Here is a 26,416-nt window from a genome sequence, read left to right on the forward strand (position 1 = left end):
ACCTGCGCACCTGCGCACCGGAGCACCGGAGCACCTCTAAACGTCAGAACGACCGACTGAATGGATCCACAATGACGGCAATAACCCTCGACGGAGTCACGACCGCCTCCGTGGTCAAGACCGAGCTCATCGACCGGATCGCGGAGCTCCGCGCGCACGGGATCGTGCCCGGGCTCGGCACGCTCATGGTCGGCGATGACCCGGGCTCGCGCTCGTATGTCGCGGGCAAGCACCGCGACTGCGCCGAGGTCGGCATTGAATCGATCCGGGTCGACCTGCCCGCGTCGGCGACCAGCGCCGATGTGCGCGCCGCAATCGCCGACCTGAACTCCGCCCGCGAGGTGACCGGCTACATTATTCAGCTGCCGCTGCCGGTCGGCCACAACGACAACGCCATGCTCGAACTGATCGACCCGTCGAAGGATGCCGACGGCCTGCACCCGACGAACCTCGGCCGATTGGTGCTCGGCATCGAGGGCGAGCTGGACTCGCCGCTGCCCTGCACCCCGGCCGGCATCGTCGAGCTGCTGCGCCGCTACGACGTGCCGATCGTCGGCCAGCGCGTCGTCGTCGTCGGGCGCGGCCTCACCGTCGGGCGCCCGCTCGGACTGCTGTTCACCCGCAAGGGTCTGGATGCCACCGTCACCCTGACGCACTCCCGCACGGTCGACCTGCCCGGCGAGGTGCGGCGCGCCGACATCGTCGTGGCCGCCGTCGGCGTGCCGCACCTGATCCAGGCGGACTGGGTGAAGCCCGGCGCCGCCGTGCTCGACGTGGGCATCACCCGGGTGACCGACCCGATCACCGGCAAGGGCACCCTGACCGGTGACGTGCACCCGGATGTCGCGAACGTCGCCGGCTTCCTGTCCCCGAATCCGCGCGGCGTCGGCCCGATGACCCGCGCCATGCTGCTGTGCAACGTGGTGAAGGCAGCCGAGCTGTCGCTCAGCAGGTAGCCGGGCGCCACGGGCGGTCGCCTCGTGACGGTCGCCTCTCGGGGCTCGCGCAGGTGGCCGTGCGGGCGAGGCTCGGTGGTGCCGCCGTCGCGGCGCACGCTGTGGAAGCCGGCGCACGGTATTCCCTGCGCCGTGAGTCGCAGCCCGCGCCGCGAGCGTGAGGCAGACCGGCTCAGCGCTGCGGCAGCGCCGTCACCGAGGCGTGCAGGGCGCAGTGGCGCAGATACTCCGCTGCGTTGTGGCCGAGGCCGGCCACCTCCTCATCCGTCAGGGGCCGCCGCACCTTGGCGGGAACGCCGGCGACCAGCGACCTGGGCGGGATGACGGTGCCCTCGAGCACGACAGCTCCGGCGGCGACGAGGGACCCGGAACCGACGACGGCGCCGTTCAGCACCGTCGCCATGATGCCGATCAGCGAGCCGTCCTCGACCGTGCAGCCGTGCAGCACGGCCCCGTGCCCGACGGATACATTCCGGCCAACGATCAGCGGGAATCCGTGGTCCACGTGGCAGGAGACATTGTCCTGCAGGTTGGAGCCGGGGCCGATCCGGATGGGTTCCGCCTCGGCGCGCAGCACGGCGTTGTACCAGACGCTGGCGTGTTCGGCCAGTGTGACGTTGCCGACGACCACGGCGCCCGGGGCGACGTAGGCGGTCTCGGCCACGACCGGTCCGGGTCGGTCGGGCAGGGTGATGATGCGGGCGGCGCTGTCGGCAGTCATACGCGTCAGCCTATCGGGCTGCCTCGTGCGCAGGCTCTAGGATTTCGGCATGGTCAATTCCGCGCATCCGTCCGTCGACCGGGTTCGGGAGGCTCTCCGCGCCCACGGCCTGGACCCGGAAATTCGCTGGTTCGACGATGCGGCCACAACCGCGGCCGCCGCCGCGGAGGCGCTCGGCATCTCGCGTGGCGCCATCGCGAATTCGCTCGTCTTCACCCTCGATGGTGAGCCGCTGCTCGTGCTCACCTCGGGGGCTCACCGGGTCGATGCGGCGTGGCTGGGGGACAGACTGGGCGGCACGATCGGACGCGCCTCGAAGGATGTCGTCAGGCAGGCCACCGGTCAGGTGATCGGCGGGGTCGCGCCGCTGGGACATCCGTCGCCACTGCGCACCCTGGTCGACGTCGCCCTCGCCGAATTCCCGGTCGTCTGGGCGGCTGCGGGCCACGCGCACACCGTGTTCCCGACCACGTTCGACGAACTCGTGCGGATCACCGGCGGCGAGCCCACCGCAGTCGCGCCCTAGATCCCGACGGCCTCATCTCCGCCACTCGCGCACCGCCGGGCCGGGAGAATGGCTCCCTCGCCGGTGGGCAAAGTCACAGTTCGGCGGCGTACGGCGACGGATGCCCGGCACGTCCCGGGCGTGACCGGCACTGAACATAGACTCGGCAGAGTTGCACCTCTGATCACTTCGATGGCGAAAAATTCACAAAGGATGCTCAAATGCGCGCTCGACATGCTCTTCCGGCCCTGGCCGCCGTGGCCGCCCTCCTGCTTACCGCCTGCGTGGACAACTCCACTCCGACGACTGGCGTCACGGAGGGATCCGCGGCCGAGGTGGTGACCACCGACGAGGAGGCCGCCGCGCTCCTCCCGGAAACGACCGCGACCCCGGGCAAGCTCGTCTTCGGCACCAGCCCGAATTACGCGCCGAACGAGTTCAAAAACGACGCCGGCGAACCGATCGGCTGGGCGATCGACCTGAGTGATGCGATCGCCGCCAAGCTCGGGCTCGAGGCCCAGTACACGGTGGCCAAATTCGAGAACATCATCCCGAATGTCGTCGGCGGCAAGATCGACGTCGGCATGTCGTCCTTCACCGACACGGCGGAGCGTGAAAAGCAGGTCGATTTCGTGAACTACTACCTCGCAGGCATCCAGTGGGCCTCGCCCGCGGGCACGACCGTCGACCCCGACGATGCGTGCGGCCTCAAGGTCGCCGTGCAGTCCACGACCTACCAGGACACCGTCGAGATCCCGGCGAAGAGTGACGCCTGCGTCGCCGCCGGCAAACCGCCGATCCAGAAGGTCCCCCTCGACACGCAGGATGCCGCGGCGAATGCCGTCGCGCTGGGCCAGGCCGACGCCTTCAGCGCCGACTCCCCGGTCACCCTCTACGGGATCGCACAGTTGACGGGCAAGCTGCAGACCGCGGGAGAGACGTTTGAGGCGGCACCATACGGTATGGCCGTGCAGAAGGATTCCGGGATGGCCGAGGCCGTGCAGGCCGCGCTGCAGTCGCTGGTCGACGACGGCACCTACGAGGCGATTCTGGACGACTGGGGGGTCGTCGACGGCGGCCTCGACACGATCACACTCAACGCCGGCGCGAGGGGCTAGGCACGTCGCCGCCGCTGCGCGCCGCCTCGACCCCGGGCACCGATTTCGGCCGTCGCGTGCGTGGCTAACTCAGGAGATCCCCGCCGAACCTCGTTCGCACCCGCACAGGTCTGGGGATGCGCACGGGGGGCGGCACGACTTCTCCTGAATTAGCCACGTGGGGCGAGTTCCCGCTGCGTTACTGCTCCCGCGCCGCCCCGTCCGCCGCGCGCACCACGAACAGGTCCGGGACCGCGAAGCCCCGGGCTGCGAACGCGGCCGTGACCGCCGCCGTGACCGCGGGGATCAGGGCGCGCGGGGTAAGGGCGATGGCGGCGCCGCCGAAGCCGCCGCCGGTCATCCGGGCGCCGATCGCTCCGGTGCCGCGCGCGGTCTCCACGGCGAGGTCGAGTTCGGGCACGGAAATCTCGAAGTCGTCCCGCATTGACAGGTGCGAGGCGTCCAGGAGGGCGCCGATCGCGGTCGGTCCCTGCTCGCGCAGGGTGCGCACGGTGTCCTGCACGCGCTGGTTCTCGGTGACCACGTGCCGCACCCGGCGGAACGTCTCGTCGTCGAGCACGTCGGCGGCCCGGCCGAGGTCGTCCACGGTGAGGTCGCGCAGGGAGGGGACCCCCAGCATCCGTGCACCCAGTTCGCAGGATGCCCGGCGCGAGGCATACCCGCCGGTCGAGTGCGCGTGGCTCACCCGCGTGTCGATGACCAGCAGGTCGAGGCCGGCCCCGTCGAAGCCGAGCGGGATCACCTCGGCCTCAAGGGTGCGGCAGTCCAGGAAGACGGCGGAGTCGGCCTCGCCCAGCAGGGACGCGGACTGGTCCATGATGCCGGTGGGAGCCCCGACGGCCCGGTTCTCGGCCAGCTGGCCCACCCGGGCGAGCATGCGCCGGTCGAGTCCGAGCTGCCAGAGGTCGTTCAGGGCCACGGCAACCGCACTCTCGATCGCGGCGGAGGACGACAGTCCGGCCCCGATCGGCACGTCAGAGTCGATGAACACGTTAAATCCGGGCAGGGTGGCCAGGTCGGCGCCGAACTGGCCGAGGGCCCATGCCACGCCGAGCGGGTACGCCGACCAGCCGGCCAGGTTCTCCGGAGTCAGGTCGTCGAGGGAAAGCTCCACGGTTTCCGCGGCGAACGAGCTCGCCACCCGCAGCTGGCGGTCGCCGCGCAAGCCGAGCCCGACGAGCGTGCGCCGGTTGATCGCGAAGGGAAACACGAACCCGTCGTTGTAGTCGGTGTGCTCGCCGATCAGGTTGACGCGGCCGGGGGCCGACCAGAGTCCGGCCGGGGCCGCGTCGAAGCGGCTCGTGAAGCCATCCGTCACGGTCTGGATGAGATCGGTCATGCGTGGGCCTGCCCTTCGAGTGTGGTGCTGATAGCGGGAACGGATGCCGCGGCGCCGGCCGCCGCTTCGGTCGCGTCCGTCCCGGCGGAGCGTTCGACCGCGCGGCGAATGTTGTCGGCCGCCTGCTCGGGCGTGACGTCTCCGATCCATGCACCCATGGCGGCCTCCGACCCGGCCAGGAACTTCAGCTTGTCTGCGGCCCGGCGCGGACTCGTCACCTGCAGCATCAGCCGGATCTCGTCGCGGCGCACCGAGACCGGGGCCTGGTGCCAGGCCGCGATGTACGGCGTCGGGGTGTCGTAGAGGGCGTCGATGCCGCGCAACAGCCGCCGGTAGAGCACGGCGAGCTCATCACGCTCAGCCAGGCTGGTCGCCGCGAAGTCGGGCACGTGCCGGTGCGGCAGCATGTGCACCTCGATGGGCCAGCGCGCGGCGAACGGCACGAAGGCGGTCCAGTGCTCGCCGGTCAGAATGACCCGGCCCCCGGCCTGCTCGCTGGCGAGGATGTCCGCGAACAGGTTTGGTCCGTACTGGTCGAGGGAGGCGATCACGCGCTGGGTGCGCGGCGTGACGTAGGGGTAGGAGTAGATCTGGCCATGCGGGTGGTGCAGCGTGACGCCGATCGCCTCGCCGCGGTTTTCAAACGGGAAGACCTGTTCCACGCCGGGTAGCTGTGACAGGGCGTACGTGCGCTCGGCCCAGGCCTCGATCACCGTGCGGGCGCGCACGACCGACAGGCTCGCGAACGAGCCCTCGTTCTCGGGGCTGAAGCAGACGACCTCGCAGCGGCCGACCGAGGTGCGGACGCGGTTCAGTCCGATGGTGTTCAGGTCGTCGAGCCCGGCGGGGGCGTCGGCGTCGGTGAGGAGGGGCCCGAACGAGGGCGACTTGTTCTCGAACACGGCCACGTCGTAGTTGCTGGGCACCTCTGACGGGTTCCCCGGCGTCGACGGGGCGAGCGGGTCCAGGTGCGCGGGCGGCAGGAACACGCGGTTCTGGCGGGCGGCGGCGATCGAGACCCATTCGCCACTGAGCGGGTCCTGGCGCATCCGGGCGGTGGCCGGGCGCGGGTCGAGTTCGCGCAGGTCGGCCGCCCGATCCGGCGGCAGGCTGGACTGCGGGTCATCGAAGTAGATAAGGTCCCGACCATCGGCGAGGGTGTGGCGGTGACGGATGATGCCGGTGTCGGCTACAAAGTCTGTGTTCATGGCGAAAGCAACGTTATCTGATTTGCACATGTGAAACCAGATCTTTCAGGTTGAAAACCAAAGTAAACTAAGTGAAGATTAGGCATGGCTTCTCGCGAATCGACCGAATCGACCGAATCGACCGCCACGGCCGACCTCATCGACGTGAGCGACGGGCCCGGCGACCGCGGCCCGCTCCCGGCCCACCAGCGGCGGGAGCAGATCCAGCGCCTCGTCGGGGAGCGCGGTTTCGTACGAGTGCGCGAGTTGCGCGAGGCGTTCGGAGTGTCCGGCGTCACGGCGCGGGCCGACCTCGACGTGCTTGAGTCTGCCGGGACGGTGCAGCGCGTGCACGGCGGGGCGGTTCCGGCCGCGCCACCCAGCGGCCGCCCGCTGCGGGAGTTCTCCTTCGAGGAGGCCCTCGCGTCGTCCGTGCTGCCCAAGCAGCAGATCGGCGTGCTCGCCGCGGCCCTCGTCACGAGCGGGCAGAGCATCCTCCTCGACGTCGGCACGACCACCCTCTCTATCGCCCACGCGCTGCTGGCCCGCACCGATCTGACCGACGTCGTCATCATCACGAACGGGCTCAGCATCGCCCTCGCCCTCGAGCCGGCCATCCCGCGGTACACCGTGATCGTCACGGGCGGTTCGCTCCGACCGCTGCAGCACTCCCTGGTCGAGCCACTTGCACGGACGGTGCTCAGCCAGGTTCACGTCGATTTGGCTTTCATCGGCTGCAACGGCGTCGATGCCGGCTACGGGGTCACGAACATCAACCTCCCCGAGGCTGGGGTCAAAACGCTCATGCTGGCCGCCGCGACCCGGGCGGTCGTCGTGGCCGACGCCTCCAAGCTCGGCCAGGTGCACCTCGGGCAGGTCGGCCCGCTGCGCGCGTTCGACACCCTGGTGACGGATGCCGCGGCCGACGAGGTCATGCTGGCGCCCCTCCGCGAGGCCGGCCTGACCGTTCTGCAGCCGGAGTAGGTTGACACTATGCGCGCTGCAACGGGTTTCCAGTATGAATTGAGGGTAGCCACGCCGAGTGGGCCTGCGTTGGCGATCGTCACCGAGGTGGCCGCCGGCCTCCGGCTGTATTCCGTGGACGGCATAGACCTCGTCGAGCCGTTCGCGCCCGAGGCCACCCCGCCGTGGGGCGCCGGCATCGTGCTGATGCCGTGGCCCAACCGCATCCGGGACGGCCTTTGGCGGCACCAGGGCGTCGTGCAGCGCCTGCCGCTCACCGAGCCGGAACAGCAAAACGCCATCCACGGCCTGCTTCGGTATTCGTCCTATCGCATGCTCGACCGCAGCCCGAGTTCGGTCACTCTGGCCGCTACGGTCTTCCCGCAGGCCGGATACCCGTTCCTGCTCGACACGACCGTGCGGTATGCGCTCAACGACAACGGTCTTGCGGTCACCCACACGGTGCGGAACGTGGGCCGGGACGCGGCCCCGGTAGCGCTCGGCGCGCATCCGTACCCGAAGATCGGCGGCGTTCCCACCGAGGACCTCGTGCTCACGATCGCGGCGCGCACCCATATCGACGTCGACGACCGGCAGAACCCCGTCGGGGAATCTTCCGTCGTCGGCACCCGGTTCGACCTGCGCACGGGGTGCCGGGTGGGTGACGTCGATCTCGACGACGGCTTCGGCGGGGTGGGGCCTGAGGCTCCCGAGGTGCGGTCCGACGTGACCGGCGAGGAGTCCGGCACCCCCAGCGTGGCCTCGTTGACCGCGCCTGACGGCCGCAGCGTCACGATCTGGGGCGACCGGAACATTCGCAACGTTCAGGTCTTCACGCCGCGCAACTTCCCCTTCCCGGGGCCGGGCGGCCCGTTCCTGGGCCTGGCGGTGGCGATCGAGCCGATGACGGCCCCTGCGAATGCCTTCAATTCGGGCGCGGGGCTGCGCTGGGTCGAACCGGGGGAGTCCTGGTCTGTGCGCTGGGGCATCCGCCACCAGGGATTTCGCCTCTGATCCGGCATCACCGCGCCCATCACGGTCCGCCGGGCAGAGAGACGGGGTGTCCGCCTCGCGGCGGTCACCCCGTTTCACGGCTTGCCGGCTACGAGAGGACGTCCTTGACTAGGGCCTCGTTCTCGGTGTGCGACCAGAGCGAGTGCAGGTAGCCGACGAGCAGGAGCACGAAGGGCAGGGACACGAGCACCCAGCCGATCGGGCTCAGGCCCCACGATGACATCGTCGGGTCCACGCCCTCGGCCACCGTGCCGGCGAGGAGCCCGAAGCGGCTCATCAGGAGGTACTCGCCGAGGATCAGACCGATGGTGGCCAGCACCGGGGCGATGATGGTCTGGACCACGTTCTCGCTGCCCGCATTGCGGCGGAAGAACGCGATCACCGCGATGCAGACGAGGATCTCGATCAGCACGATCGCCACCACGGCGAGGCCGCTGAACCAGTAGAACATGTTGAGCACCGGGTCGAGCCGGAAAACGGCGAAGGTCACGATGACGAAACCCGTGAGGACCGACGTGGCGAGGGAGGCGGTGCTCGGTGCGCCGCGACCGTTGACGTGGCTGAGCGGCGCGGGCAGCGCGCCGCCGCGGCCGAGGGCGAAGAGGTAACGGCTGGCCGCGTTCTGAAAGGCCAGCAGTCCGGCGAACAGGCTCGAGATCACCAGGACGCCCATCACGGTGGCCATCCACGGTGCCACGTACTGGGTCGCGAGGGAGAAGAGCACCGCGGCCGGTTCGGCCAGGGGAACCCCGTCGAGACTCGACAGCTCCACGGTCTTCTCGACGACCGAGGATGCACCCATTCCCGTGACCATGGCGAACGCCGTCAGGGCGAACAGCGCCGTGATCACTCCGACCGCCAGGTAGGTGGCGCGGGGGACCACCGTCTTCGGGTCCTTGGATTCCTCGCCGTAGATCGCGGTGGCCTCGAAGCCGATGAAAGACGCGAACGCGAAGGCGAACGCGATGCCCGCCGAGCCGGCCAGCCCGCCGGCGAGGATCGCGGCCGGGTTGAACGAGGCCCAGAAGTTCAGGCCCTCCGGCCCGCCGTCGGCCAGGATGGCGACCGAGGTGACGACCAGTGCCAGGAGTTCGAGCAGCATCAGCACGCCGAGCACCTTGGCGCCGACATCCACGCTCAGCAGCGAGAGCAGCGTGACGGTCGCCCAGGCCAGCAGCGCCCACGCCCACCAGGGGAGCAGGCCGACCTGGGCGCCGAGCAGTCCGCCGAAGAACCCGTAGATCGCCAGCTGGATGGCGAGGTAGGCGCCCGGGGCGGCCGCGCCGTTACCGAGAACGATCGCGACCGGGACCGCGCCGGTCATGCCCACGAGCGGTGCGGCCGCCGCGACCACGAAGAAGACGATGCCGATCACACCGAGGCGTCCCGTGCGTAGGGTGGTCTGGGAGTCGGACGGAGGGGTACTGCGAGTGGTCGTCATGGGTTTACTCCTCATTGAGTTGACGATTGCGTGAGTTGACGATTGCGTGAGTTGACGAGTGCGTGAGTCGACGAGTGCGCGAAAACGAACGGATGCCGCGATAAACCCGTGCGGCTAGCTGCCGTAGTGCATCCAGACGCCCTTGACCTGCGTGTACGCGTCGATCGAATACGGACCCATCTCGTTGCCCCAGCCGCTGGTCTTGAACCCGCCCCACGGCGCGGCCATATCCGGCACCGGTGGCATGTTCACGAAGATCGCACCGGCACGGATGCCGTTGGCCAGGCGGTGTGCCTTCTCGAGGTCCTTCGTCCAGACCGTGGCGGCGAGCCCATAGTCGGTGTCGTTGGCCCGGTTGATGAGCTCCTGCAGGTCGTCGTCATCGTCGTAGGACATGATCGAGAGCACCGGCCCGAAGACCTCGTCGGTCGCGATGGCCATGTCGTCGCGCACACCGGCGAACACCGTCGGCTGGAAGAAGAAGCCGACCTCGCCGGCCCGGGCGCCACCGGTCACGGTCGGCCGTGCCCTCGGCACGGCCGACCGTGACCATCCGTTCGACGTGGTCGAGGTGTTTTTGAGAGACCAGAGGACCCAGCTGGGTGCTGGGGTCCATCCCGGCGCCAAGCTTCATGCCGGAGACCCCGGCCGCCATTTTCTCGACGAATTCGGTCTCGCGCTTCTTGTTGACATAGAACCGCGTGTAGGCCGCGCAGACCTGCCCGGAATTGAGCATGCCGCCCGCCAGGTTGCCGCCGACGGCCGCGTCGATGTCGGCGTCCGCAGTGATGATGGAGGGGGCCTTGCCCCCGAGTTCGAGGGTGATCTTCTTGAGGTTCGAGGCGGCGGAGCCGGCCACGATGGAGCGGCCGACGGCGGTGGAACCGGCACGAAGGGCGGCCTTCGCGACTAAGGACCTGTGGGTGACCCGGTACGCCGAGGACGAGCGCTACCCGACCGGCGACTTCGTCAATCAGCACGCGGGCGGCGCCGGCCTGCCTACATCGAAGCCGACCGCGACATCGACGGCCAGGACATCGTGCTCTGGCACACGTTCGGCCTCACCCACTATCCGCGCATCGAGGACTGGCCGATCATGCCCGTGGACACCGCTGGTTTCAAGCTGAAGCCCGATGGCTTCTTCGACCGCAGCCCGGTGCTCGATGTGCCGCCGTCGACGCCCGTCGAAGAGGGACACTGCCATTGCTGAGTGTGCAGCGCGCCGGGGTCGAGGGAAGACGGGTTTCCCTCCCCGGCCCCGATCCGGCAGTCTGGGAGGATGGCCGAGAAGATGAGGCAGAGCAACCAGACCGAGACCGGTCCAAGTGCAGCACGGGCGGCAGCCGCCGCCCGGCCGCCGCTGAGCCTGCCGGACGCCGTGCGCCTGACGGCCCTGATCCGCATGAAGCGGCTCGCCATCGGACTGCTCCTCCTGATGGCGGTGGTGTTCGCCACCTCGTTCGCGCTGCAGGAGAGCTACCCGTGGCTGCAGTACGTGCGCGCCGCGGCTGAGGGCGGCATGGTCGGCGCCCTAGCGGACTGGTTCGCCGTGACGGCCCTGTTCCGGTACCCGCTGGGCCTGCGCATTCCGCATACGAACATCATCGCCAGCCGCAAGGACGAGATCGGGGCCAGCCTGGGTGAATTCGTCGAGACGAATTTCCTCTCCGAGGCGGTCATCCGTGGCAAGCTCGAATCGCTGGGTGCGTCCCGTCGGCTCGGCGCGTGGCTCTCCCAGGAGGAGAACGCGCGCCGGCTCACCGACGAGGTCGCGGTGGCGGGCGCCGGTCTGCTCAACCTGCTCAGCGACGACGCGATCCAGGAGCTGATCGAAACCGTGGCCCGCGAGAACCTGCTGAAGCCGGAGTGGGGTCCGACAATCGGGCACGTGGGGGCGCGGCTGGTCGAGTCGGGGCAGCAGCACGCCGCCGTCGACCTGCTGCTGGAACGGGCCGAGGGCTGGCTGTTGGAGCATCCGGAGGCCTTCGGGCGGGCCGTGTCCCAGCGCCTGCCGACCTGGCTCCCCGGTTTCGTCGACAAGCTGGTCGACGACAAGGCGCACCGGGAGGTGCTCGCCTTCGTGGCCACCGTGCGTGCGGATGCCGCGCATCCGCTCCGCCAGGCCATCGATCGTTACCTCGTCGAGGTGACCGACGACCTGCAGCACGAGCCGGCGATGATCGAACGGGTGGAGGCGCTCAAGCTCGAACTGCTCGACAGCGCCCGGCTGCGCGATTTCGCGAGCAAAACCTGGGAGGCCGTGAAGGTCTCCCTGACGGCGGCGCTGAACGACCCCTCGAGCGGGTTGCGCACGGGCATCCGCTCGACCGTCATGGAGGTCGGCGGGAGACTGTCCACCGACCCGGCCCTCGGCACCCGCGTCGACCGGTGGCTGGCCGACAGTGCAAGCTACATCGTGCGCCGGTACCGGCACGAGATCGCCGAGGTGATCACCGAAACCGTCGCGCGGTGGGACGCGGCCGAGACGGCCGAGAAGATCGAACTGCAGATCGGAAAGGACCTCCAGTTCATCCGCATCAACGGCACCGTGGTGGGCGCGCTCGCCGGCCTGGTCATTTTCGCGCTCGCCCAGGCCGTTGTGGCACTGGTGTAACGCGGCCCTGGACTCCCGCCCCGAATGGGGAATACTTGGAATCCAGCCCATCCGGTCGATCCCGGTGTACGATTCCAGGCTCGGAAATCTGGCGGACCACCACGGCCGGCTCCTGAACCGGGTGACGGTACGGCTCGTCGCCGACAGCAGCGACGGGGTCGCGTTCGTACCGTCCAGTGCGGCGCCGACGCCGCCGCCGGGCCGATACCGGTCCACGGATACGTATGCGCACTGGGCCGACGTTCTCGCCTCCCGGATGGCGCCGCTCCTCGGCGCCGACCGGGTCGCGACCCCTGACGCCGAACCGGTGCCCTCCGACGACCAGGCGAGGGCGAAGGAGGCGCGGCGCCAGCTCGCGGTCGACCAGCTCGGGATCGTCGACACCCCGCCCGAGGAGCGCTTCGACCGCATCGCGGCACTGGCGCGCATCCTGTTCGGCACCCAGTCCGCGGCGCTCACGGTGATCGATGGCGATCGCCAGTGGCATAAGGCCCGCATCTGAGTGGCCGATGCCGAGTCGCCGCGGTCCAATTCGTTCTGCGCGGTCACCATCACGGGCACCGCGGCTATGGTGATACCGGATGCCCTCCTCGACGACCGCTTCCGAGACAATCCACTCGTGGTGGGCGAGCCAAAGTTCAGGTTCTACGCCGGATTCCGGATCGAGTCGCCGTCGGGGGACCTCATCGGGGCCCTCTGCGTGTTCGACTCGGAGCCGAGGGCGGCAGGAACCGTCGACCTCGTGCTGTTGCGCGAGTTGGCGCTGATGGTGCAGCGAGAACTCGCAAGCCCGTTCACCGCCGAGTAGCGGACGCACCCGTAGACGCACCCCTAGGCGGCGTGGGCGACACCGGCGGGTGCCGATCCGGGCGACAGGCGCGTGCGCGGGGCCGCGCCGATCACGGCGTTGTCCGGAACCCGCAGATCGCGTTCGACGACCGCTCCGGGGCTGAGCCGTGCCCCGCGACCGATCCGCACATAGCTGCCCAGCCGCGTGGCGCTGCCGACGACAGCGTCCGCGCCGACGTGCACGTTCTGGCCGATGAACACGTGAGAACCGATGACCGCGTCCTGGTCGATCCAACTGCCGGGGCCGATCCACGCCTCCGCCCCGACCCGCGCGCCGCTCTCCACGTAGGCGGTTCGGGATACGAACGCCTCGGGGTGCACGCGTGCGCTGGGGGACACCAGTCCGCGTCCGTTGGGGTGACGCCGGTACCGGGTGATGATCCCGGTCTCGATTTCAACTTCTTCATTCACTCTGCCCACGGGGCCTCCTTCTCAGGTCGCCGGCATCGGGCATGCCGGCACCATGTCAGAGAAGTATGGAGCAGCTACCCGAACGCCGCCCGAATCATCGCTGGGTGCTCGCCGGGAGTCCGGAGTCGATGCTGGGCCCGGGCGAGACCCGGGTCTGCACCGACGCTGATCCTGTGAGTGGGCCCCGTCGGGCTCGAACCGACGACCCAAGGATTAAAAGTCCTTTGCTCTACCAACTGAGCTAGAGGCCCGCGGTTAATAATGTACAGGGGATTTTGGATCCGTTTTTCTAGGTACCGTGGGAGAGGGTTTTCTGCAGACGAGACGGATGTGCCCACAGCGAACACGAAACCGAGCCCAGGAGGATGCCATGGCCGAGAATTTTCACAAGCCGACCCAGTTCTCCGGCAGCAAATTCGAGTCCTTCCAGGGGGGCGAAGACCCGGCACTGATCAGCCGGGTGGCGCATGAAACCGCGCACGCGCTTCTGGCCCGCGTGCGCAGCGACCCTGACCCCGACATCGTCGAGCGGCTCGTGACCTACACCGACGAGAACGGCGTCGACGCGGTGGCCGAACTCTGGTCGCGTGCAACGCCGCGCAGCCTGCCCGGGGCGCTCTGGCGGATCTACCTGGTGCGGTTGCTCATCCGCCAGGATCCCGAGGGCACGGCGTTCCTCTACCAGCGCGGAACCGAAGTCACGGTTGCGATCGACCCGGTCATCGCCGGGGCCGCAGTGCCCACGGGCACGGCGGAGATTATCGTCCTGGCCGACCAGATCCTGCGGGGGATCTTCACCGGGGATTTCGCCGTGGCACTCGACCGCGCGGCGGCGTTCTGCCGCGTCATCTCCGTTGGCTGCACCAGCGTCGCGGACGACCTGGAGACGACCGAACCGCTCCGGTCCACCGAACTGACCACCCGCGCCCTCCGGTTCTCCACCACCGCCCAGGAGTTCGGCTCGTGCGCCCGGCTCTGGCGCAGTGACTCGCTGGACTGACCTGTCTAACTGATCGGCCGCGAGCCGTCCCGCCGGGTGCGCGATCCGCATCCGGGTCGTTTACACTGGACTCTGGTCGGGCCGCAGTAACCCCGGGCTCCAATATTCGCCGCTGTGAGCGGCCTCGCGCCGAGAGGCGTTCTGCGGTCCGGCCTTCACTCTTCCTCCGCCTGTCGTGACACACCAATCCGATTCGGTCTCCGCGCCGAACCATGGACGTGGACAAGACCTGAGATGCTTGTTCTCATGAGTGCTGAATTCAACGTCAACCGGGAGGGGACTGTTCCTGTCTCCCATGAGGAATTGCTGGGCCGGGTGGCGCAGGGAGACGAAGGAGCATTTGGAGAGCTGTATGACCGGATGGCCTCGCGTGTTCTCGGTCTCGTTCGACGTCTTCTGGTTGACCCTTCGCAGTCGGAGGAAGTGACGCAGGAGATCTTCCTGGAGATCTGGCAGACGGCGACGAGGTACGAGGCCCAGCGCGGCGGGGCGTCGACCTGGATCCTGACCATGGCGCACCGCCGGGCGATCGACCGGATTCGGTCGTCGCAGGCCAGCCGCGACCGGGATATCAAAATTGGCATCCGTGATCTTGCGGTTGCCTACGACGAGGTGTCCGAAACGGTCGGAGTACGAATCGAGCACGAAAGAGTGGAAAAGGCGATGTCCAGATTGACGGAACTGCAACGCCAGGCGATCAGCCTCGCCTACTACGGCGGCCTCAGCCAGAGTGAAGTCGCCGAGCGGTTGCAGATCCCTCTCGGAACTGTGAAAACGAGGCTGCGCGACGGCATGATCCGCCTGCGCGACGAGTTGGGAGTGGCGTCATGAGCGACAACACCCGGAATGACGACCCCCGCAACGCCGCCGGGCAGAACCCGGGCGAGCTCGCCGGCGCCTACGCCCTCCACGCCCTGGGCGCGGAAGAGGCCGCCGTCTATGAGGAGCACCTCAAGGCGTCCGAGCCGGCCCGCATCGAGGCGGCCGAGCTGAGTGACACCGCGGTGGCGCTGGGCCTTGCCGCCACCCCCGTTCAACCCTCGGCCGGACTCAGGGCCTCCCTGATGGCCAAACTTGCCGCCACGCCGCAGCTCGCGCCCCTGCCGGCCGATCAGACGGCACCGGCCACCCCCGCGCCGCGCGTCGATCCCGCTCCGATCCAAGGCGCCACTGCAGCGGGCAGCGCCTCCGAGCGCGCCCGCCTGCGCTGGTTCCAGCGGCCCGTCGGCGTTCTCGCGGCGGCCGCCGCGGCCGTCGCCCTCTTCGCGGGCGGCACCTTCGTCGGCCAGTCCCTGGAGTCCGACCAATTCGAACAGGACCAGGCGGCCGGTCTCGTGCAAATCACGGCGGCCGCTGACATCCAGCGCGCGTCGGCGACCACCGCCGACGGTCAGGAAGCAACCCTGGTCTGGTCCGAAGAGAGCGGACTCTCAGCGCTCCTGGTCGACGACCTGCCGGACTTGCCGTCCGACCGGGACTACCAGCTCTGGTACATCGGCGGCTCCGGCCCGGTTCCCGCCGGAATCTTCGACTCGTCCGGCACCGGCACCGGCACCGGCACCGTCTGGCGCGTGCTCGACGGCAGCCTCACCGCCGGCGACACGATCGGCGTCACGGTCGAGCCGAAGGGCGGCTCGGAGCAGCCCACCAGCGACCCGATCCTCGCCATCCAGAGCTCCTGAGCTGCTTGATCTGAGTCGATCCCGACCTGATCCTGACCTGCTCCTGACCCGATACTCTATGCTCGTCAAATGACTGTTCGGCGAATGACGCTGCCCTTCACCTTGCTCCTCGACCCGGTTCCCGCCGACGCGCCGCAGACGGAATTCGACGATACGTTCCACGAGGTGGACTCGGATGCCCCGGCGTTGCGGGTGGGGGAGTTGAGCGCCCAGCGGGGCGACGGCGTCTTCGAGACACTTGGCGTGGTCGGCGGCCACCCTCAGGCGGTCGGCCCTCACCTTGCCCGGTTGGGCACCTCGGCCGCGACCTGTGAGCTGCCCGAGCCGAACACGGCTCAGTGGCTGGCCGCGATCGCGCACGTGGTCGACCGCGTCCCGCACGAGGGCGAAGTTGTGCTCAAACTCGTCTACAGCCGCGGCGTCGACTCCGGCCCGGCACCCACGGCCTGGCTTCACGCGACCCCCGCGCCCGACTTCGCCGTCGTCCGCGAGGACGGCATCCGGGCGGTCACCCTGGACCGCGGCTACCCGCACGGCGTCGCAGAGCAGGCGCCCTGGCTCCTGATGGGCGCGAAGACGCTCAGCTATGCGGTCAACATGGCCGCCCTCAGGGAGGCCCGCCGCCGCGGCGCCGACGACGCGATCTTCCTCACCCACGACGGCTTCGTGCTCGAGGGGCCCACCTCGACCGTGATGCTCTGTAGGGGCGACGTCTACGTCTCTCCCCTGCCGAGCGGAGCAATCCTGCACGGCACCACCCAACAGAGCGCGTTCGAGCACCTTCGGGCGGCAGGGGAGCGCACGGAATACCGCGACATGAGCGTCGACGAGCTACGGTCGGCGGATGCCGTGTGGCTGCTCTCCAGCCTGCGCCTGGCCGTGCACGTGACCGAACTCGATGGCAGACCAATGCCCGTCGACTCCGAGCGCACCCGCACCCTCAACGCCGCCCTGCTCGCCCGCACCGTCTGACGCCCCACCCGCAGCCCGTCGCCCCGCAGCCCGCTTGCTAACCAATTCGACGGAGATTCTGCTCCAATCGTGCCGTTTCACGCGTAATCGGCGCGTTCAGGGCCCTATCTCCGTCGAATTCGTTCGGGGCACGGAGCCAGGGCGCAGTGCTGTCCGCGCGCCAGGCACGGAACCGGGCTTAGCCGAAGCGGCCGGAGACGTAGTCCTCGGTGGCCTGCTCGCTCGGGTTGGAGAAGATCGTGGTCGTGTCGTCGTACTCGATCAGCTTGCCGGGCTTGCCGGTGCCGGCGATGTTGAAGAATCCGGTGCGGTCGGAGACCCGGGATGCCTGCTGCATGTTGTGAGTGACGATCACAATCGTGAAGTCGGCCTTCATCTCTTCGATCAGGTCCTCGATCGCCAGCGTCGAGATCGGGTCGAGGGCCGAGCACGGCTCGTCCATCAGGATGACGTCGGGCTGCACCGCGACCGCGCGTGCGATGCAGAGGCGCTGTTGCTGCCCTCCGGAGAGGCTCGAGCCGGGCTTGTCGAGGCGGTCCTTGACCTCTTTCCAGAGGTTCGCGCCCTGCAGCGACTTCTCGATCAGGTCGTCGGCGTCGGACTTGGCCATCCGGCGGTTGTTGAGCTTCACGCCGGCCAGCACGTTGTCGCCGATCGACATGGTCGGGAACGGGTTCGGGCGCTGGAACACCATGCCCACCTGGCGGCGCACGAGCACCGGGTCGACGCCCTGGCCATAGAGGTTGTTGCCGTCGATGAGTACATCGCCCGTGACGTACGCCCCGGGGATGACCTCGTGCATGCGGTTCAGCGTGCGCAGGAACGTGGACTTGCCGCATCCGCTGGGCCCGATCAGGGCCGTCACGGTTCGCGGCTCGATCACCAACGACACGTCTTCGACAGCCAGAAACTTGCTGTAGTAGACGTTGAGGTCGTTGACTTCAATGCGCTTGGACATGCATTCCTTTGGATCAGACGGCCGAGGCCGGGAGGTGGAGCCTAGCGGCCGAGCTTGGGGGAGAAGATTTTGGCGATGACGCGCGCGCCCAGGTTCAATAGCATCACGATCAAGATAAGCGTCAGGGCGCCGGCCCAGGCACGGTCGAGGTAGGACTGGGTGTCTGCGCCCTGGTTAGCGTACTGGGTGTAGACGAACACGGGCAGGGTCATCATGCGCTCGTTGAACAGGTCGTAGTTCATGCTGGCCGTGAACCCGGAGATGATCAGCAGCGGCGCCGTCTCACCGATCACGCGGGAGATCGAGATCATGATCCCGGTCACGATCCCGGCGAGGGATGTCGGCAGCACGACCTTGACGATGGTCAGCCATTTCGGCACACCGAGCGCGTACGCCGCCTCGCGAAGCTCGTTGGGAACAAGCTTGAGCATTTCCTCGCTCGAACGAACGACGACGGGGATCATCAACACTGTGAGGGCGATGGCGCCGCCGAATCCGAAGCGGATGCCGGGGTCGTTGAACAGGAGAGAGAACAGGGCGAACGCGAAGAGTCCCGCGACGATCGACGGGATGCCGGTCATAACGTCGACGAAGAACGTGATCGCCCGAGCCAGCCGGCCTCGGCCGTACTCGGTGAGGTAGATCGCTGCCAGGAGGCCGATCGGCACCGAAATGAGCGTGGCCACACCGGTGATCAGCAGCGTGCCGATGACGGCGTGCAAGGCGCCGCCGCCCTCGCCCACGACGTTGCGCTGGGATTGGGTGAAAAAGCTCGGGGTGAGGAACGCCGGCAGTCCGTTGACCAGGGTGGTTATGACGAGCGAGAAGAGCGGCAGCAGGGCGACCGCGAAGGCCACGGTCACGAGGGCGGTGACCAGGCGGTCCTTGGCCTTGCGCACGCCCTCGACGAAGTACGAGAGCAGGTAGATGGCGACGCAGTAGACGACGGTGCCGAAGAAGAGCGTTCCGACGACGTTGAATCCCTCGGCGGCGCCGGAGAGCATCACCACGAAGAAGAACGCGCCTGTGACCAGCCAGCTGGCCAGGAGCACGGCCAGAGAGGTGTGCCGAGGAAGCTTGCCCGCGGTGAGGGAGTTCGTCAGGGGCGCGGCCGTGTTCGTGGCCGTGGTCGTCAGGCTCATCAGTTCGCTCCGGAGAATGCCTTGCGGCGGTTGATGATGACGCGGGCGATCATGTTCACCACGAGCGTGATGACGAAGAGAATGAGGCCCGTCGCGAGCAGAATATTGACGCCGACGCCGTGCGCCTCCGGAAAGTTGAGGGCGATGTTCGCGGCGATTGTGGTGGGGTTCTGCGAGGTCAGGAGCTGGAAGATGACGTCCCGGCTCGGTGAGAGCACCATGGCGACGGCCATGGTTTCACCCAGGGCCCGGCCGAGGCCGAGCATCGAGGCGGAGATGATCCCGGCACGGCCGAAGGGCAGCACGGCCATGGCGATCATTTCCCAGCGGGTTGCGCCGAGGGCCAGTGAGGCCTCCTCGTATAGCACGGGGGTCTGCAGGAAGATCTCCCGGGACAGCGCCGTGATGATCGGCAAGACCATGACAGCCAGCACGATGGCGACCGTGAGCGTCGTGCGCCCGGTGCCGGAAACCGGGCCGGCAAAGAGGGGGATCCAGCCGAACCACTCGACCAGGTTCGTGTAGAACGGCTGCACGAGCGGCGCGAGCACGCCGATGCCCCACAGCCCGAAGACGACGGAGGGCACGGCGGCGAGAAGGTCGATCAGGTAGCCCAGGCCCTGCGCGAGCTTGCGGGGGGCATAGTGCGAGATGAAGAGCGCGATGCCGATGGCGACGGGCACGGCCATGATCAGCGCGAGGAACGCCGCCCAGAGTGTGCCGAACGCGAGCGGCCAGACATACGACCAGAAGTTGGTGGTGTCGCCCTTGAACTCCTCCGGGTCGGCGAGAAAGGCCGGCAGGCTCTGCACGAGCAGAAAGGCCGCGACGGCGGCGAGAATTGCCAGGATGAGGCTGCCGGCCACAATCGTGCTCGTGGCGAAGATGCGGTCGCCGGGGCGTTCCTTGGCCTTGAGCGAGGGTCGCTCTACTGCGGTCGTCATGCCGGGTATCTCCCTGGGAGGGTTGGGGCAAAAGCTAAGAAAGAGAGGTTCAGGTCACAGGCCACGAACCCCAGTCTGCCCGACCCGGTGCCCGCAAGCCATGCGAGTCCCGGATCGGGCAGCTGAGGAACGGCGAAACAGGAGCTACTTGATGGTATCGAGAACCGCTGCGACCTTGTCCTGAAGTTCGGTCGTCATCGATGCCGCGCCGGCGGATGCTACCGCTTCGGCCTGGCCCTCGGCGCTGGCCATGTAGCCGACGTAGGCCTTGACGAGCTCAGCCTGGGCGGGGTCGGCGTACTCGGTGCAAACGATCGCGTAGCTGACCAGGACCAGCGGGTACTCGGCCGGGTTGTCGGTCATGCGGTTGAGGTCGAACGCGAGGTCGTTGGCTTCGCGGCCCTCGACGAGAGGAGAACCGTCGACGACGGCGGCGGCGGCTTCGGCGCTGTACGCGACGAACTCGTCGCCGACCTTGAGCTTGGCGACCCCGAGGTCTCCGGCGCGCGACGCGTCGGCGTAGCCGATCGTGCCCACGCCGTTGGTGACGGCGTCGACGACGCCCGAGGTGCCCTGCGCACCCTCACCGGTCTGGAACGGGAAGGCGTCGGAAGCCTTCTCGGTCCACACGTCCGGGGCGTTCTGGCCGAGGTAGTCCGCAAAGTTCTTCGTGGTGCCCGAGTCATCCGAGCGGTGCACGGCGGTGATCGCGGTCGACGGGAGCGAGACGCCCTCGTTCAGTGCGACCAGGGCCGGGTCGTTCCAGGTGGTGATGGCGCCGGAGAAGATCTTGGCCAGCGTGTCGGCGTCGACGTTGAGGTCGTCGACCCCATCGACGTTGAAGATCACAGCGATGGGGGAGATGTAGACGGGCAGGTCGACCGCGGTGGTGTCCGCTGCGCAAGAACCGAAGGTGCCGGCGAGCTCGTCGTCGCTCAGGTAGGAGTCGGAGCCTGCGAAGTCGGAGCCACCGGCGATGAACGCCTCCCGACCTGCGCCGGAACCGGACGGGTCGTAGTTGATGGTGACGTCCGGGTTCGCGGTCTGGAACGCTGAGATCCAGGCTTCCTGGGCTGAGCCCTGGGAGGACGCGCCACCGGCGTTGATCGTGCCGGTGAGGGCGCTGGCGGAGTCGGACTCCGGAGCGGCGCCTTCGTTCGCGGCGCAGGAAGACAGTGCCAGTGCGGCGACGACGGCGATGACCGCGGGTCGGCCAAAACGCATGAAATTCACAGATATCCCTTTCGAGGGTTGACTTCATAACAAGTGACTGCAGGTTCGAGACCGGTGCTGGCCTCACCGTGACCATATTCCGCCTGGTTAACGACACCCCTGCGAAAAGGTTAACGGAAAGTGAACGCGGCGGGGCAGGCCGAAAGAAGCAGCGGGGTATTCACTGAATACCGTGGTCAGAGGGCAGGCGAGTGTGTTTCGATCGCGACGATTCCCGCGCTCGGATTGTCGGCGGAGAGGTGCACCACCGAGAACGACCCGGTTTCGAGGGCCGCCGCGTCGGAGATGTACGCACCGTGGGTGGTGCCGGTGGCCAGGGCGATCTCGTGCAGGATCTCGGGGAGAACCGGCCCGTGGCTACAGATCACAGCAGTCTTTCGCGACCGCACCCGCTTGCCGATGCCGGAACGGACATCCGCCAGGCCCTGCTCGAACGCGTCCTGGCTGTAGCGTTCGGTGCGCTTGATCTGGATGCCGGTGGCCGCCGCGAGCGGGGCCACGGTGGTCACGCAGCGGGTCGCCGTGCTCGACACGATCCGCAGGGGCTGCCAGGCGGTGATCGTGGGCACGATGGCGGCGGCCTGCTTGACGCCGCGCTCAGTCAGCGGCCGGCTGCAGTCGGGGCCGTCCCAGTTGCCGGGCTGCACGGCCTTGCCGTGGCGGAGCGCGATCAGGGCGAAGGTGCGGGTGACACCGGTGTCGACGAGCTTGGCGAACGCGTCGATGATCTCCACGTCGGGCGTGTAACTGAGGTAGGTGCGGGCCTTCTTGATGGTGACCCACTCGATCGCCGCGACCTCGCCGTTGGGCACGAAGGTCGAGTGCTGGATGGCCTCGGGCGTGATCTCTGCGGCCCAGTAGTGAACGATCTTCTCGCGGCCGTTGAGCAGCGAGTAGGCGGAGATGCCCAGTGGCACGCCGAGGGCCACGGCCAGGCCGGTCTCCTCCCCGATCTCGCGCACGGCCGTCTGCGGCAGGGTCTCGCCTGGGTCGACCTTCCCTTTGGGAATGGTCACGTCGCCGTACACGGTGCGATGGATCAGGAGAACGTGGATCTTGCCGTCGATCAGGCGCCAGCAGACGGCGCCCGCAGCGTAGATGGCAGGGTCGCTCATCGGCGCCCCGCCGGGCGCTTGCGGAGGGAGATTTGTTGCATGAGCCTGTTCTGCATGTCGTCGAGCGGATGGCCGGAGCCGTCCAGGTGGTGGCGCGTCCATTCGCCCGAGCTGTCCAGCCACCAGGATGAGGTGCGGTCGTCCATGGCCCGGGTGAAGAGGGCGTCGATTTCGGTCAGGTGGTCAGGGTCGACGAGGCGCACCAGCGCCTCGACCCGGCGGTCGAGGTTGCGGTGCATCATGTCGGCGCTGCCGATGTAGACCTGCGGGTCACCGTTGGTGTGGAACGAGAAGATCCGGGAGTGCTCCAGGTATCGCCCGAGAATCGAGCGCACCTTGATGGTCTCGCTCATCCCGGGGACCCCGGGCTTCAGGCTGCAGATGCCGCGCACCCAGATCTCGATCGGCACGCGCGCCTGGCTGGCCCGATACAGTGCGTCGATGATGGCCTCGTCGACCATGGAGTTCACCTTGATCCGGATGCCCGACGGCTTGCCGGCCTGGGCGGCCGCGGTTTCCGTCGCGATGCTCTTGAGCAGGGCGCGGCGCAGGTGCAGCGGCGCCACCAGCAGGCGCTTGAATTTCTTCTCGATCGCGTAGCCGGAGAGTTCGTTGAACAGACGGGTGAGGTCCTTGCCCACCTGCGGGTCCGCGGTCAGGAGCCCGAGGTCTTCGTAGAGGCGGCTGGTCTTGGGGTTGTAGTTGCCGGTGCCGATGTGGCTGTAGTGGCGCAAAACGCCGTCTTCGTTCCGCACCACGAGCGCGAGTTTGCAGTGCGTCTTCAGGCCCACGAGGCCGTAGACCACGTGCACGCCGGCCTTCTCGAGCTTGCGGGCCCAGGTGATGTTGGCCTGTTCGTCGAAGCGGGCCTTGATCTCCACCAGGGCGAGCACCTGCTTGCCCGACTCGGCGGCTGCGATCAGCGCCTCGACGATGGGGCTGTCGCCCGAGGTACGGTACAGGGTCTGCTTGATGGCGAGCACGTCCGGGTCGGCCGCGGCCTGCTCGAGGAACGCTTGCACGCTGGTCGCGAACGACTCGTACGGGTGGTGCAGCAGGATGTCCCGGCGCGAGATGGCGCTGAAGATGTCCGGTTCCGCGTTCGGTTCCGGGGCGAGCAGCTGAACGGCCGTCGTCGGCACGTGCTTCACGTAGCGCAGGTCCGGGCGGTCGATCCGCAGGTCGAAGAGGCCGCCCAGGTCGAGCGGGGCCGGCAGGCGGTACACTTCCTGATCGGTGACGTCCAGCTCGCGCACGAGCAGGCCGAGGGTGACCTCGTCCATGTCTTCGGTGATCTCGAGACGGATGGGCGGGCCGAACCGGCGGCGCAGCAGCTCCTTCTCGAGGGCCTTGATCAGATTCTCGGTCTCGTCCTCTTCAATCTCGACGTCTTCGTTGCGGGTGACCCGGAAGACGTGGTGCTCGAGGATGTCCATGCCCGGGAACAGGTCTCCGAGATGGTTCGCGATCAGGTCCTCGAGCGTGATGAAGCGTACGCTGTCTGCCTTCTCGCGGCGGTCCACGCGCACGAAGCGGGGGAGCATGGTGGGCACCTTGAGCCGGGCGAACTCCTGCTTGCCGGTTTTGGAGTTGCGCACCCGGACCGCGAGGTTCAGCGAGAGCCCGGAGATGTAGGGGAATGGATGCACCGGGTCGACCGCGAGGGGCATCAGCACCGGGAAGATCTGGTTCGAGAAGTAGTCGCGCAGGGAACGGCGGTCGGCGTCGTCCAGGGTGTCCCAGTTGACGATGTCGATCCCGGCTTCGGAGAGGGCCGGGCTGACGAGGTCCTGGAAGGCGTGGGCGTGCCGGGCCTGCAGAACGTGGGCCGTGGTGGAGATGTCGGAGAGGGCGTCCTGCGGGGCGCGCCCGATGTTGGTCGGCACGGCCAGCCCGGTGAGGATGCGGCGCTTCAGGCCGGCGACCCGCACCATGAAGAATTCGTCGAGGTTGCTGGCGAAGATGGCCAGGAAGTTCGCCCGTTCCAGAGCCGGGAGATCGGGGTCCTCCGCGAGCTCGAGCACCCGCTGGTTGAAGGCCAGCCAGCTCAGTTCCCGGTCGAGGTAGCGCTCGGTAAGGAGCGCCGGATCGTTCACGCCGATCAGGGGATCGAAATCATCGTCAAAGTCGCTGCCCAGGCCCGAGTCGGTCTGAATGTTATCGCCGTCCATTCAACCATCTTGACACTGCGGACCGCGCGAATGCGACGATCTTGGATGAACACTGGTCAACGCGGGCTCCGGCGGTACTGCACATCGATCGTTCGCTCGGTGAACCCGAGCGAACGATACAGGGCCACCGCGGCGGCGCTGTCGGCCTCCACATACAGGTCCGCGGTTCGGCACCCGCGTTCGCGGAGGCGGTCGAGCCCGGCCAGCATGAGGCGGCGGCCGACGCCGCGACCGGCGGCATCCGGGTGCACGCCGACGACGTAGATCTCGCCCACCGGGGAGCCCGACTCGATCTTCAACCAGTTGTAGCCGACCATCCGACCGGTGCCAGTGCCGGCGTCGCGGGCCACCAGGAAATCACCGGCCGAGAACCACGGTTCGGCACAGCGGGCGGCCAGATCGCTCGCGGTCAGAGCCCCCTGCTCCGGGTGCGCGGCGAACACCAGCGCGTTCAGCGCCACCCACTCCGCGTCGTCCGTCCCGGGGCGGAACGCGTCGATCTGGATGGCGGCACGGATGCCGGTGCGGGCAGGGGCTCCGGGCTCGGCCGGCGCGCTGCCGCCTGTCTCCTTCGACAGGTCCAGCCGCAGCTGCAGCAGAGTGCGCTCGGCCGTGAAAGCGAACCGATCGGCGAGCGCCCGGGCAGCGGGGTGGTCGCCGTGCGACCAGATCGTCAGCTCCCCGGGCGCGTCCGCCAGGATTTCGGCCAGGGCGGCCGCGCCGTACCCGTGCCGGCGTCGGGCCGGGTCGACGACGAGGTCGAGTTCGCCGGCGCCGAGGATGCCCGCACCCACGACGACGTTCCCGTCCTTCTCCACGACCAGGAACGGGGCGCGGTGCCCCGCTGCCACGTCGAAAAGGGACTGTTCGTTGAACGGCGCGTAGCCGTCGCCCTGGGTGGCGGCGGCGCTGACCCGGTGGAACTCGGCCGCGAAGGCGGCATCCGTCAGATCAGGCGCAAACCGGATGAATGCCACGGGTGCCGTCCTGTTCCTGCACATTGAAGCGGTAGCCCACGTTGCGCACGGTGCCGATCAGGGATTCCTGGTCGCCGAGCTTGGCCCGCAGTCGCCGCACGTGCACGTCCACCGTGCGGGTGCCGCCGAAGTAGTCGTAGCCCCAGACCTCGCTGAGTAGCTGTTCCCGGGTGAAGACCCGCGACGGATGCGCGGTCAGAAAGCGCAGGAGCTCGAATTCCTTGTAGGTGAGGTCCAGCGGCCGGCCGTGCACCTTGGCGGAATAGCTGGCCTCGTCGATGATGACCCCGGCGGCGCGGATGGTGGCGGATTCCTCAACGCGGGGCACGCGCCCGACGGCGAGGCGGATGCGCGCATCCACCTCGGCCGGCCCGGCCGTCTCGAGGATGACGTCGTCGACGCCCCAGTCCGTGCTCACCGCGGCCAGGCCGCCCTCCGTGATCACGAGCAGCAGCGGAACGGTGTTTCCCGTGGTGCGCAGAATCTGGCAGAGCGACTTGGCCGCCATCAGATTGGAGCGGGCATCGACGAGCATGAGGTCGGCGTCGGGCGCCGTCACGAGCTGGTCCGGCTGGGCGGGGATGGTGCGCGTGCCGTGTGACAGCAGGGCGAGGGCGGGAAGAACGTCACTGTTGACCGCCGAGGTCAGGATCAACAACTGGGCCACACTCACCCTCCAAGGATTGTGCGCCCAATCCTAGCGTGCCGCGGAAAGGGTCCCGGGCAGGGCAGAATGAGAGGGTGAGCTGGCAGTGGAAGAGCGTCGTCGTGGTGTGGTTGTTCGCGTTCGCGTGCGCCGTGCTGGCCGGATGGCTGTCGCTGCCCGGCCAGCATCTGATCTGGATCAGCCTCTCCTTCGCCGGCTGCACGATCGGAACCCTGAGCGTACAGCTCGCGACCGGACGCAAGGAAGGCTACGTGGACCGGGTTACGACCAGCCTCGTCGGTGCCGTGGCCGTGCTCGCCGCCGCCACCGGAATCTTCGCTCTCGCCGGGCTCCTCTGACTCTGATCTGAGTCAGCCCGTGCTCGTGTGGTTCTGCTGAGGCGTGCCGAGGGGTTATCGCGCGCGAGCGGGCTAGAGTAAGGAGCATGTCTATCCTCG

27 protein-coding genes, 1 tRNA gene and 2 pseudogenes are annotated in these 26,416 nt (G+C 68.2%); 14 read left to right on the top strand and 16 right to left on the bottom strand.

What is annotated here, in order from left to right; translation table 11 throughout:
- Positions 1-71: 71 nt before the first annotated feature.
- Positions 72-956 carry a bifunctional methylenetetrahydrofolate dehydrogenase/methenyltetrahydrofolate cyclohydrolase gene (locus E3T40_RS05270; RefSeq protein ID WP_134542841.1) on the top strand — a complete coding sequence of 295 codons (885 nt, stop codon included), beginning with the start codon at positions 72-74 and terminating at the stop codon, positions 954-956.
- A gap of 172 nt (positions 957-1,128) precedes the next feature.
- Here the strand turns inward: E3T40_RS05270 and E3T40_RS05275 are convergent, their stop codons facing one another.
- The gene (locus E3T40_RS05275; protein WP_134542842.1) at positions 1,129-1,677 is read right to left on the bottom strand and encodes a gamma carbonic anhydrase family protein; all 549 of its coding nucleotides are present in this window, start codon (positions 1,675-1,677) and stop codon (positions 1,129-1,131) included.
- Positions 1,678-1,726: 49 nt separating this feature from the next.
- Here E3T40_RS05275 and E3T40_RS05280 point away from each other — a divergent pair, with 49 nt between their 5' ends.
- On the top strand, positions 1,727-2,203 hold the full coding sequence (locus E3T40_RS05280; protein ID WP_104171828.1) for a YbaK/EbsC family protein: 477 nt from the start codon (positions 1,727-1,729) through the stop codon (positions 2,201-2,203).
- 200 nt (positions 2,204-2,403) lie between these two features.
- Complete coding sequence (locus E3T40_RS05285; protein WP_104171829.1) at positions 2,404-3,300, top strand: ABC transporter substrate-binding protein; 897 nt, start codon at positions 2,404-2,406, stop codon at positions 3,298-3,300.
- A 178-nt stretch (positions 3,301-3,478) separates the two neighbouring features.
- Here E3T40_RS05285 and galK read toward each other — a convergent pair whose 3' ends face one another.
- Entirely contained in the window at positions 3,479-4,639 is a 1,161-nt protein-coding gene (gene galK / locus E3T40_RS05290) for a galactokinase (protein WP_104193852.1), read from the bottom strand.
- Positions 4,636-5,847, bottom strand: coding sequence for a galactose-1-phosphate uridylyltransferase (galT, locus tag E3T40_RS05295; protein WP_134542843.1), 1,212 nt, complete (start codon positions 5,845-5,847; stop codon positions 4,636-4,638). Before galT ends, galK begins: the two co-directional genes overlap by 4 nt.
- Before the next feature lie 84 nt (positions 5,848-5,931).
- Here galT and E3T40_RS05300 point away from each other — a divergent pair, with 84 nt between their 5' ends.
- The gene (locus E3T40_RS05300) at positions 5,932-6,810 is read left to right on the top strand and encodes a DeoR/GlpR family DNA-binding transcription regulator (protein ID WP_134542844.1); all 879 of its coding nucleotides are present in this window, start codon (positions 5,932-5,934) and stop codon (positions 6,808-6,810) included.
- Between the two features lie 9 nt (positions 6,811-6,819).
- Positions 6,820-7,803, top strand: coding sequence for an aldose 1-epimerase family protein (locus tag E3T40_RS05305; RefSeq protein ID WP_104171833.1), 984 nt, complete (start codon positions 6,820-6,822; stop codon positions 7,801-7,803).
- Between the two features lie 88 nt (positions 7,804-7,891).
- Here E3T40_RS05305 and E3T40_RS05310 read toward each other — a convergent pair whose 3' ends face one another.
- The 3 genes and pseudogenes from E3T40_RS05310 to E3T40_RS17530 form a co-directional block, all read right to left on the bottom strand.
- Positions 7,892-9,244: an APC family permease gene (locus tag E3T40_RS05310; RefSeq protein ID WP_134542845.1), complete on the bottom strand. Its 1,353-nt coding sequence runs from the start codon at positions 9,242-9,244 to the stop codon at positions 7,892-7,894.
- A 114-nt stretch (positions 9,245-9,358) separates the two neighbouring features.
- Entirely contained in the window at positions 9,359-9,760 is a 402-nt protein-coding gene (locus E3T40_RS17280) for an aldehyde dehydrogenase family protein (RefSeq protein WP_198411935.1), read from the bottom strand.
- 67 nt (positions 9,761-9,827) lie between these two features.
- Positions 9,828-10,103, bottom strand: a pseudogene (locus tag E3T40_RS17530) (aldehyde dehydrogenase family protein); the annotation flags it as partial.
- 28 nt (positions 10,104-10,131) lie between these two features.
- Here E3T40_RS17530 and E3T40_RS05320 point away from each other — a divergent pair.
- From E3T40_RS05320 to E3T40_RS05335, 4 genes and pseudogenes are all read left to right on the top strand, one after another.
- Positions 10,132-10,454 (top strand): annotated as a pseudogene (locus E3T40_RS05320) (histamine oxidase); the annotation flags it as partial.
- 69 nt (positions 10,455-10,523) lie between these two features.
- Complete coding sequence (locus E3T40_RS05325; RefSeq protein ID WP_233199392.1) at positions 10,524-11,858, top strand: DUF445 domain-containing protein; 1,335 nt, start codon at positions 10,524-10,526, stop codon at positions 11,856-11,858.
- Positions 11,859-11,922: 64 nt separating this feature from the next.
- The gene (locus E3T40_RS05330; protein WP_104171835.1) at positions 11,923-12,360 is read left to right on the top strand and encodes a hypothetical protein; all 438 of its coding nucleotides are present in this window, start codon (positions 11,923-11,925) and stop codon (positions 12,358-12,360) included.
- On the top strand, positions 12,361-12,666 hold the full coding sequence (locus tag E3T40_RS05335) for a GAF domain-containing protein (RefSeq protein WP_134542846.1): 306 nt from the start codon (positions 12,361-12,363) through the stop codon (positions 12,664-12,666).
- A gap of 23 nt (positions 12,667-12,689) precedes the next feature.
- Here the strand turns inward: E3T40_RS05335 and E3T40_RS05340 are convergent, their stop codons facing one another.
- The gene (locus E3T40_RS05340; protein WP_104171837.1) at positions 12,690-13,127 is read right to left on the bottom strand and encodes a hypothetical protein; all 438 of its coding nucleotides are present in this window, start codon (positions 13,125-13,127) and stop codon (positions 12,690-12,692) included.
- Positions 13,128-13,296: 169 nt separating this feature from the next.
- A tRNA-Lys gene (locus tag E3T40_RS05345) sits at positions 13,297-13,369 on the bottom strand.
- 119 nt (positions 13,370-13,488) lie between these two features.
- On the opposite strand from E3T40_RS05345, the gene E3T40_RS05350 reads away from it, so the two are divergent.
- From E3T40_RS05350 to E3T40_RS05365, 4 genes are all read left to right on the top strand, one after another.
- Positions 13,489-14,118: a DNA-directed RNA polymerase subunit beta gene (locus E3T40_RS05350; RefSeq protein ID WP_104100162.1), complete on the top strand. Its 630-nt coding sequence runs from the start codon at positions 13,489-13,491 to the stop codon at positions 14,116-14,118.
- A 246-nt stretch (positions 14,119-14,364) separates the two neighbouring features.
- On the top strand, positions 14,365-14,949 hold the full coding sequence (gene sigK, locus E3T40_RS05355) for an ECF RNA polymerase sigma factor SigK (RefSeq protein WP_104171909.1): 585 nt from the start codon (positions 14,365-14,367) through the stop codon (positions 14,947-14,949).
- Positions 14,946-15,800 (top strand): anti-sigma factor domain-containing protein, encoded by an 855-nt coding sequence (locus tag E3T40_RS05360; protein ID WP_134542847.1) that lies wholly within the window; start codon positions 14,946-14,948, stop codon positions 15,798-15,800. Before sigK ends, E3T40_RS05360 begins: the two co-directional genes overlap by 4 nt.
- A 69-nt stretch (positions 15,801-15,869) precedes the next feature.
- The gene (locus E3T40_RS05365; protein ID WP_233193934.1) at positions 15,870-16,772 is read left to right on the top strand and encodes an aminodeoxychorismate lyase; all 903 of its coding nucleotides are present in this window, start codon (positions 15,870-15,872) and stop codon (positions 16,770-16,772) included.
- Positions 16,773-16,950: 178 nt separating this feature from the next.
- Here the strand turns inward: E3T40_RS05365 and pstB are convergent, their stop codons facing one another.
- From pstB to E3T40_RS05405, 8 genes are all read right to left on the bottom strand, one after another.
- The gene (gene pstB / locus E3T40_RS05370; RefSeq protein WP_134542848.1) at positions 16,951-17,730 is read right to left on the bottom strand and encodes a phosphate ABC transporter ATP-binding protein PstB; all 780 of its coding nucleotides are present in this window, start codon (positions 17,728-17,730) and stop codon (positions 16,951-16,953) included.
- Positions 17,731-17,771: 41 nt separating this feature from the next.
- Entirely contained in the window at positions 17,772-18,872 is a 1,101-nt protein-coding gene (pstA, locus tag E3T40_RS05375; RefSeq protein ID WP_104171841.1) for a phosphate ABC transporter permease PstA, read from the bottom strand.
- Positions 18,872-19,816 carry a phosphate ABC transporter permease subunit PstC gene (pstC, locus tag E3T40_RS05380; RefSeq protein WP_104100157.1) on the bottom strand — a complete coding sequence of 315 codons (945 nt, stop codon included), beginning with the start codon at positions 19,814-19,816 and terminating at the stop codon, positions 18,872-18,874. Before pstC ends, pstA begins: the two co-directional genes overlap by 1 nt.
- 144 nt (positions 19,817-19,960) lie before the next feature.
- Positions 19,961-21,049, bottom strand: a complete 1,089-nt coding sequence (gene pstS, locus E3T40_RS05385; protein ID WP_370287874.1) for a phosphate ABC transporter substrate-binding protein PstS — start codon at positions 21,047-21,049, stop codon at positions 19,961-19,963.
- A 176-nt stretch (positions 21,050-21,225) separates the two neighbouring features.
- Complete coding sequence (locus E3T40_RS05390; protein WP_104171843.1) at positions 21,226-22,164, bottom strand: NUDIX hydrolase; 939 nt, start codon at positions 22,162-22,164, stop codon at positions 21,226-21,228.
- Positions 22,161-24,335 (bottom strand): RNA degradosome polyphosphate kinase, encoded by a 2,175-nt coding sequence (locus tag E3T40_RS05395; protein WP_134542850.1) that lies wholly within the window; start codon positions 24,333-24,335, stop codon positions 22,161-22,163. Before E3T40_RS05395 ends, E3T40_RS05390 begins: the two co-directional genes overlap by 4 nt.
- Positions 24,336-24,391: 56 nt before the next feature.
- Complete coding sequence (gene mshD, locus E3T40_RS05400) at positions 24,392-25,312, bottom strand: mycothiol synthase (protein WP_241981680.1); 921 nt, start codon at positions 25,310-25,312, stop codon at positions 24,392-24,394.
- Positions 25,287-25,979: a response regulator transcription factor gene (locus E3T40_RS05405; RefSeq protein ID WP_134542862.1), complete on the bottom strand. Its 693-nt coding sequence runs from the start codon at positions 25,977-25,979 to the stop codon at positions 25,287-25,289. The genes mshD and E3T40_RS05405 overlap by 26 nt, the downstream gene beginning before the upstream one ends.
- 74 nt (positions 25,980-26,053) lie before the next feature.
- On the opposite strand from E3T40_RS05405, the gene E3T40_RS05410 reads away from it, so the two are divergent.
- On the top strand, positions 26,054-26,317 hold the full coding sequence (locus tag E3T40_RS05410) for a hypothetical protein (protein ID WP_104171846.1): 264 nt from the start codon (positions 26,054-26,056) through the stop codon (positions 26,315-26,317).
- Positions 26,318-26,416 lie beyond the last annotated feature (99 nt).

The sequence above is a fragment of the Cryobacterium sp. TMT1-19 genome, assembly GCF_004403055.1.
Taxonomy (GTDB): Bacteria; Actinomycetota; Actinomycetes; order Actinomycetales; family Microbacteriaceae; genus Cryobacterium; species Cryobacterium sandaracinum.

Excerpts from the sequence above, each read along its gene's own strand:
- E3T40_RS05300 (WP_134542844.1), top strand. The coding sequence starts at position 5,932 with ATGGCTTCTCGCGAATCGACCGAATCGACCGAATCGACCGCCACGGCC.
- E3T40_RS05350 (WP_104100162.1), top strand. The coding sequence starts at position 13,489 with ATGGCCGAGAATTTTCACAAGCCGACCCAGTTCTCCGGCAGCAAATTC.
- galK (WP_104193852.1), bottom strand. The coding sequence starts at position 4,639 with ATGACCGATCTCATCCAGACCGTGACGGATGGCTTCACGAGCCGCTTC.
- E3T40_RS05360 (WP_134542847.1), top strand. The coding sequence starts at position 14,946 with ATGAGCGACAACACCCGGAATGACGACCCCCGCAACGCCGCCGGGCAG.
- pstC (WP_104100157.1), bottom strand. The coding sequence starts at position 19,816 with ATGACGACCGCAGTAGAGCGACCCTCGCTCAAGGCCAAGGAACGCCCC.
- E3T40_RS05390 (WP_104171843.1), bottom strand. The coding sequence starts at position 22,164 with ATGAGCGACCCTGCCATCTACGCTGCGGGCGCCGTCTGCTGGCGCCTG.
- E3T40_RS05305 (WP_104171833.1), top strand. The coding sequence starts at position 6,820 with ATGCGCGCTGCAACGGGTTTCCAGTATGAATTGAGGGTAGCCACGCCG.
- E3T40_RS05325 (WP_233199392.1), top strand. The coding sequence starts at position 10,524 with ATGGCCGAGAAGATGAGGCAGAGCAACCAGACCGAGACCGGTCCAAGT.
- E3T40_RS05275 (WP_134542842.1), bottom strand. The coding sequence starts at position 1,677 with ATGACTGCCGACAGCGCCGCCCGCATCATCACCCTGCCCGACCGACCC.
- sigK (WP_104171909.1), top strand. The coding sequence starts at position 14,365 with ATGAGTGCTGAATTCAACGTCAACCGGGAGGGGACTGTTCCTGTCTCC.
- E3T40_RS05310 (WP_134542845.1), bottom strand. The coding sequence starts at position 9,244 with ATGACGACCACTCGCAGTACCCCTCCGTCCGACTCCCAGACCACCCTA.
- E3T40_RS05270 (WP_134542841.1), top strand. The coding sequence starts at position 72 with ATGACGGCAATAACCCTCGACGGAGTCACGACCGCCTCCGTGGTCAAG.
- E3T40_RS05280 (WP_104171828.1), top strand. The coding sequence starts at position 1,727 with ATGGTCAATTCCGCGCATCCGTCCGTCGACCGGGTTCGGGAGGCTCTC.
- E3T40_RS05395 (WP_134542850.1), bottom strand. The coding sequence starts at position 24,335 with ATGGACGGCGATAACATTCAGACCGACTCGGGCCTGGGCAGCGACTTT.
- E3T40_RS05285 (WP_104171829.1), top strand. The coding sequence starts at position 2,404 with ATGCGCGCTCGACATGCTCTTCCGGCCCTGGCCGCCGTGGCCGCCCTC.
- galT (WP_134542843.1), bottom strand. The coding sequence starts at position 5,847 with ATGAACACAGACTTTGTAGCCGACACCGGCATCATCCGTCACCGCCAC.
- pstB (WP_134542848.1), bottom strand. The coding sequence starts at position 17,730 with ATGTCCAAGCGCATTGAAGTCAACGACCTCAACGTCTACTACAGCAAG.
- E3T40_RS05365 (WP_233193934.1), top strand. The coding sequence starts at position 15,870 with ATGACTGTTCGGCGAATGACGCTGCCCTTCACCTTGCTCCTCGACCCG.
- pstA (WP_104171841.1), bottom strand. The coding sequence starts at position 18,872 with ATGAGCCTGACGACCACGGCCACGAACACGGCCGCGCCCCTGACGAAC.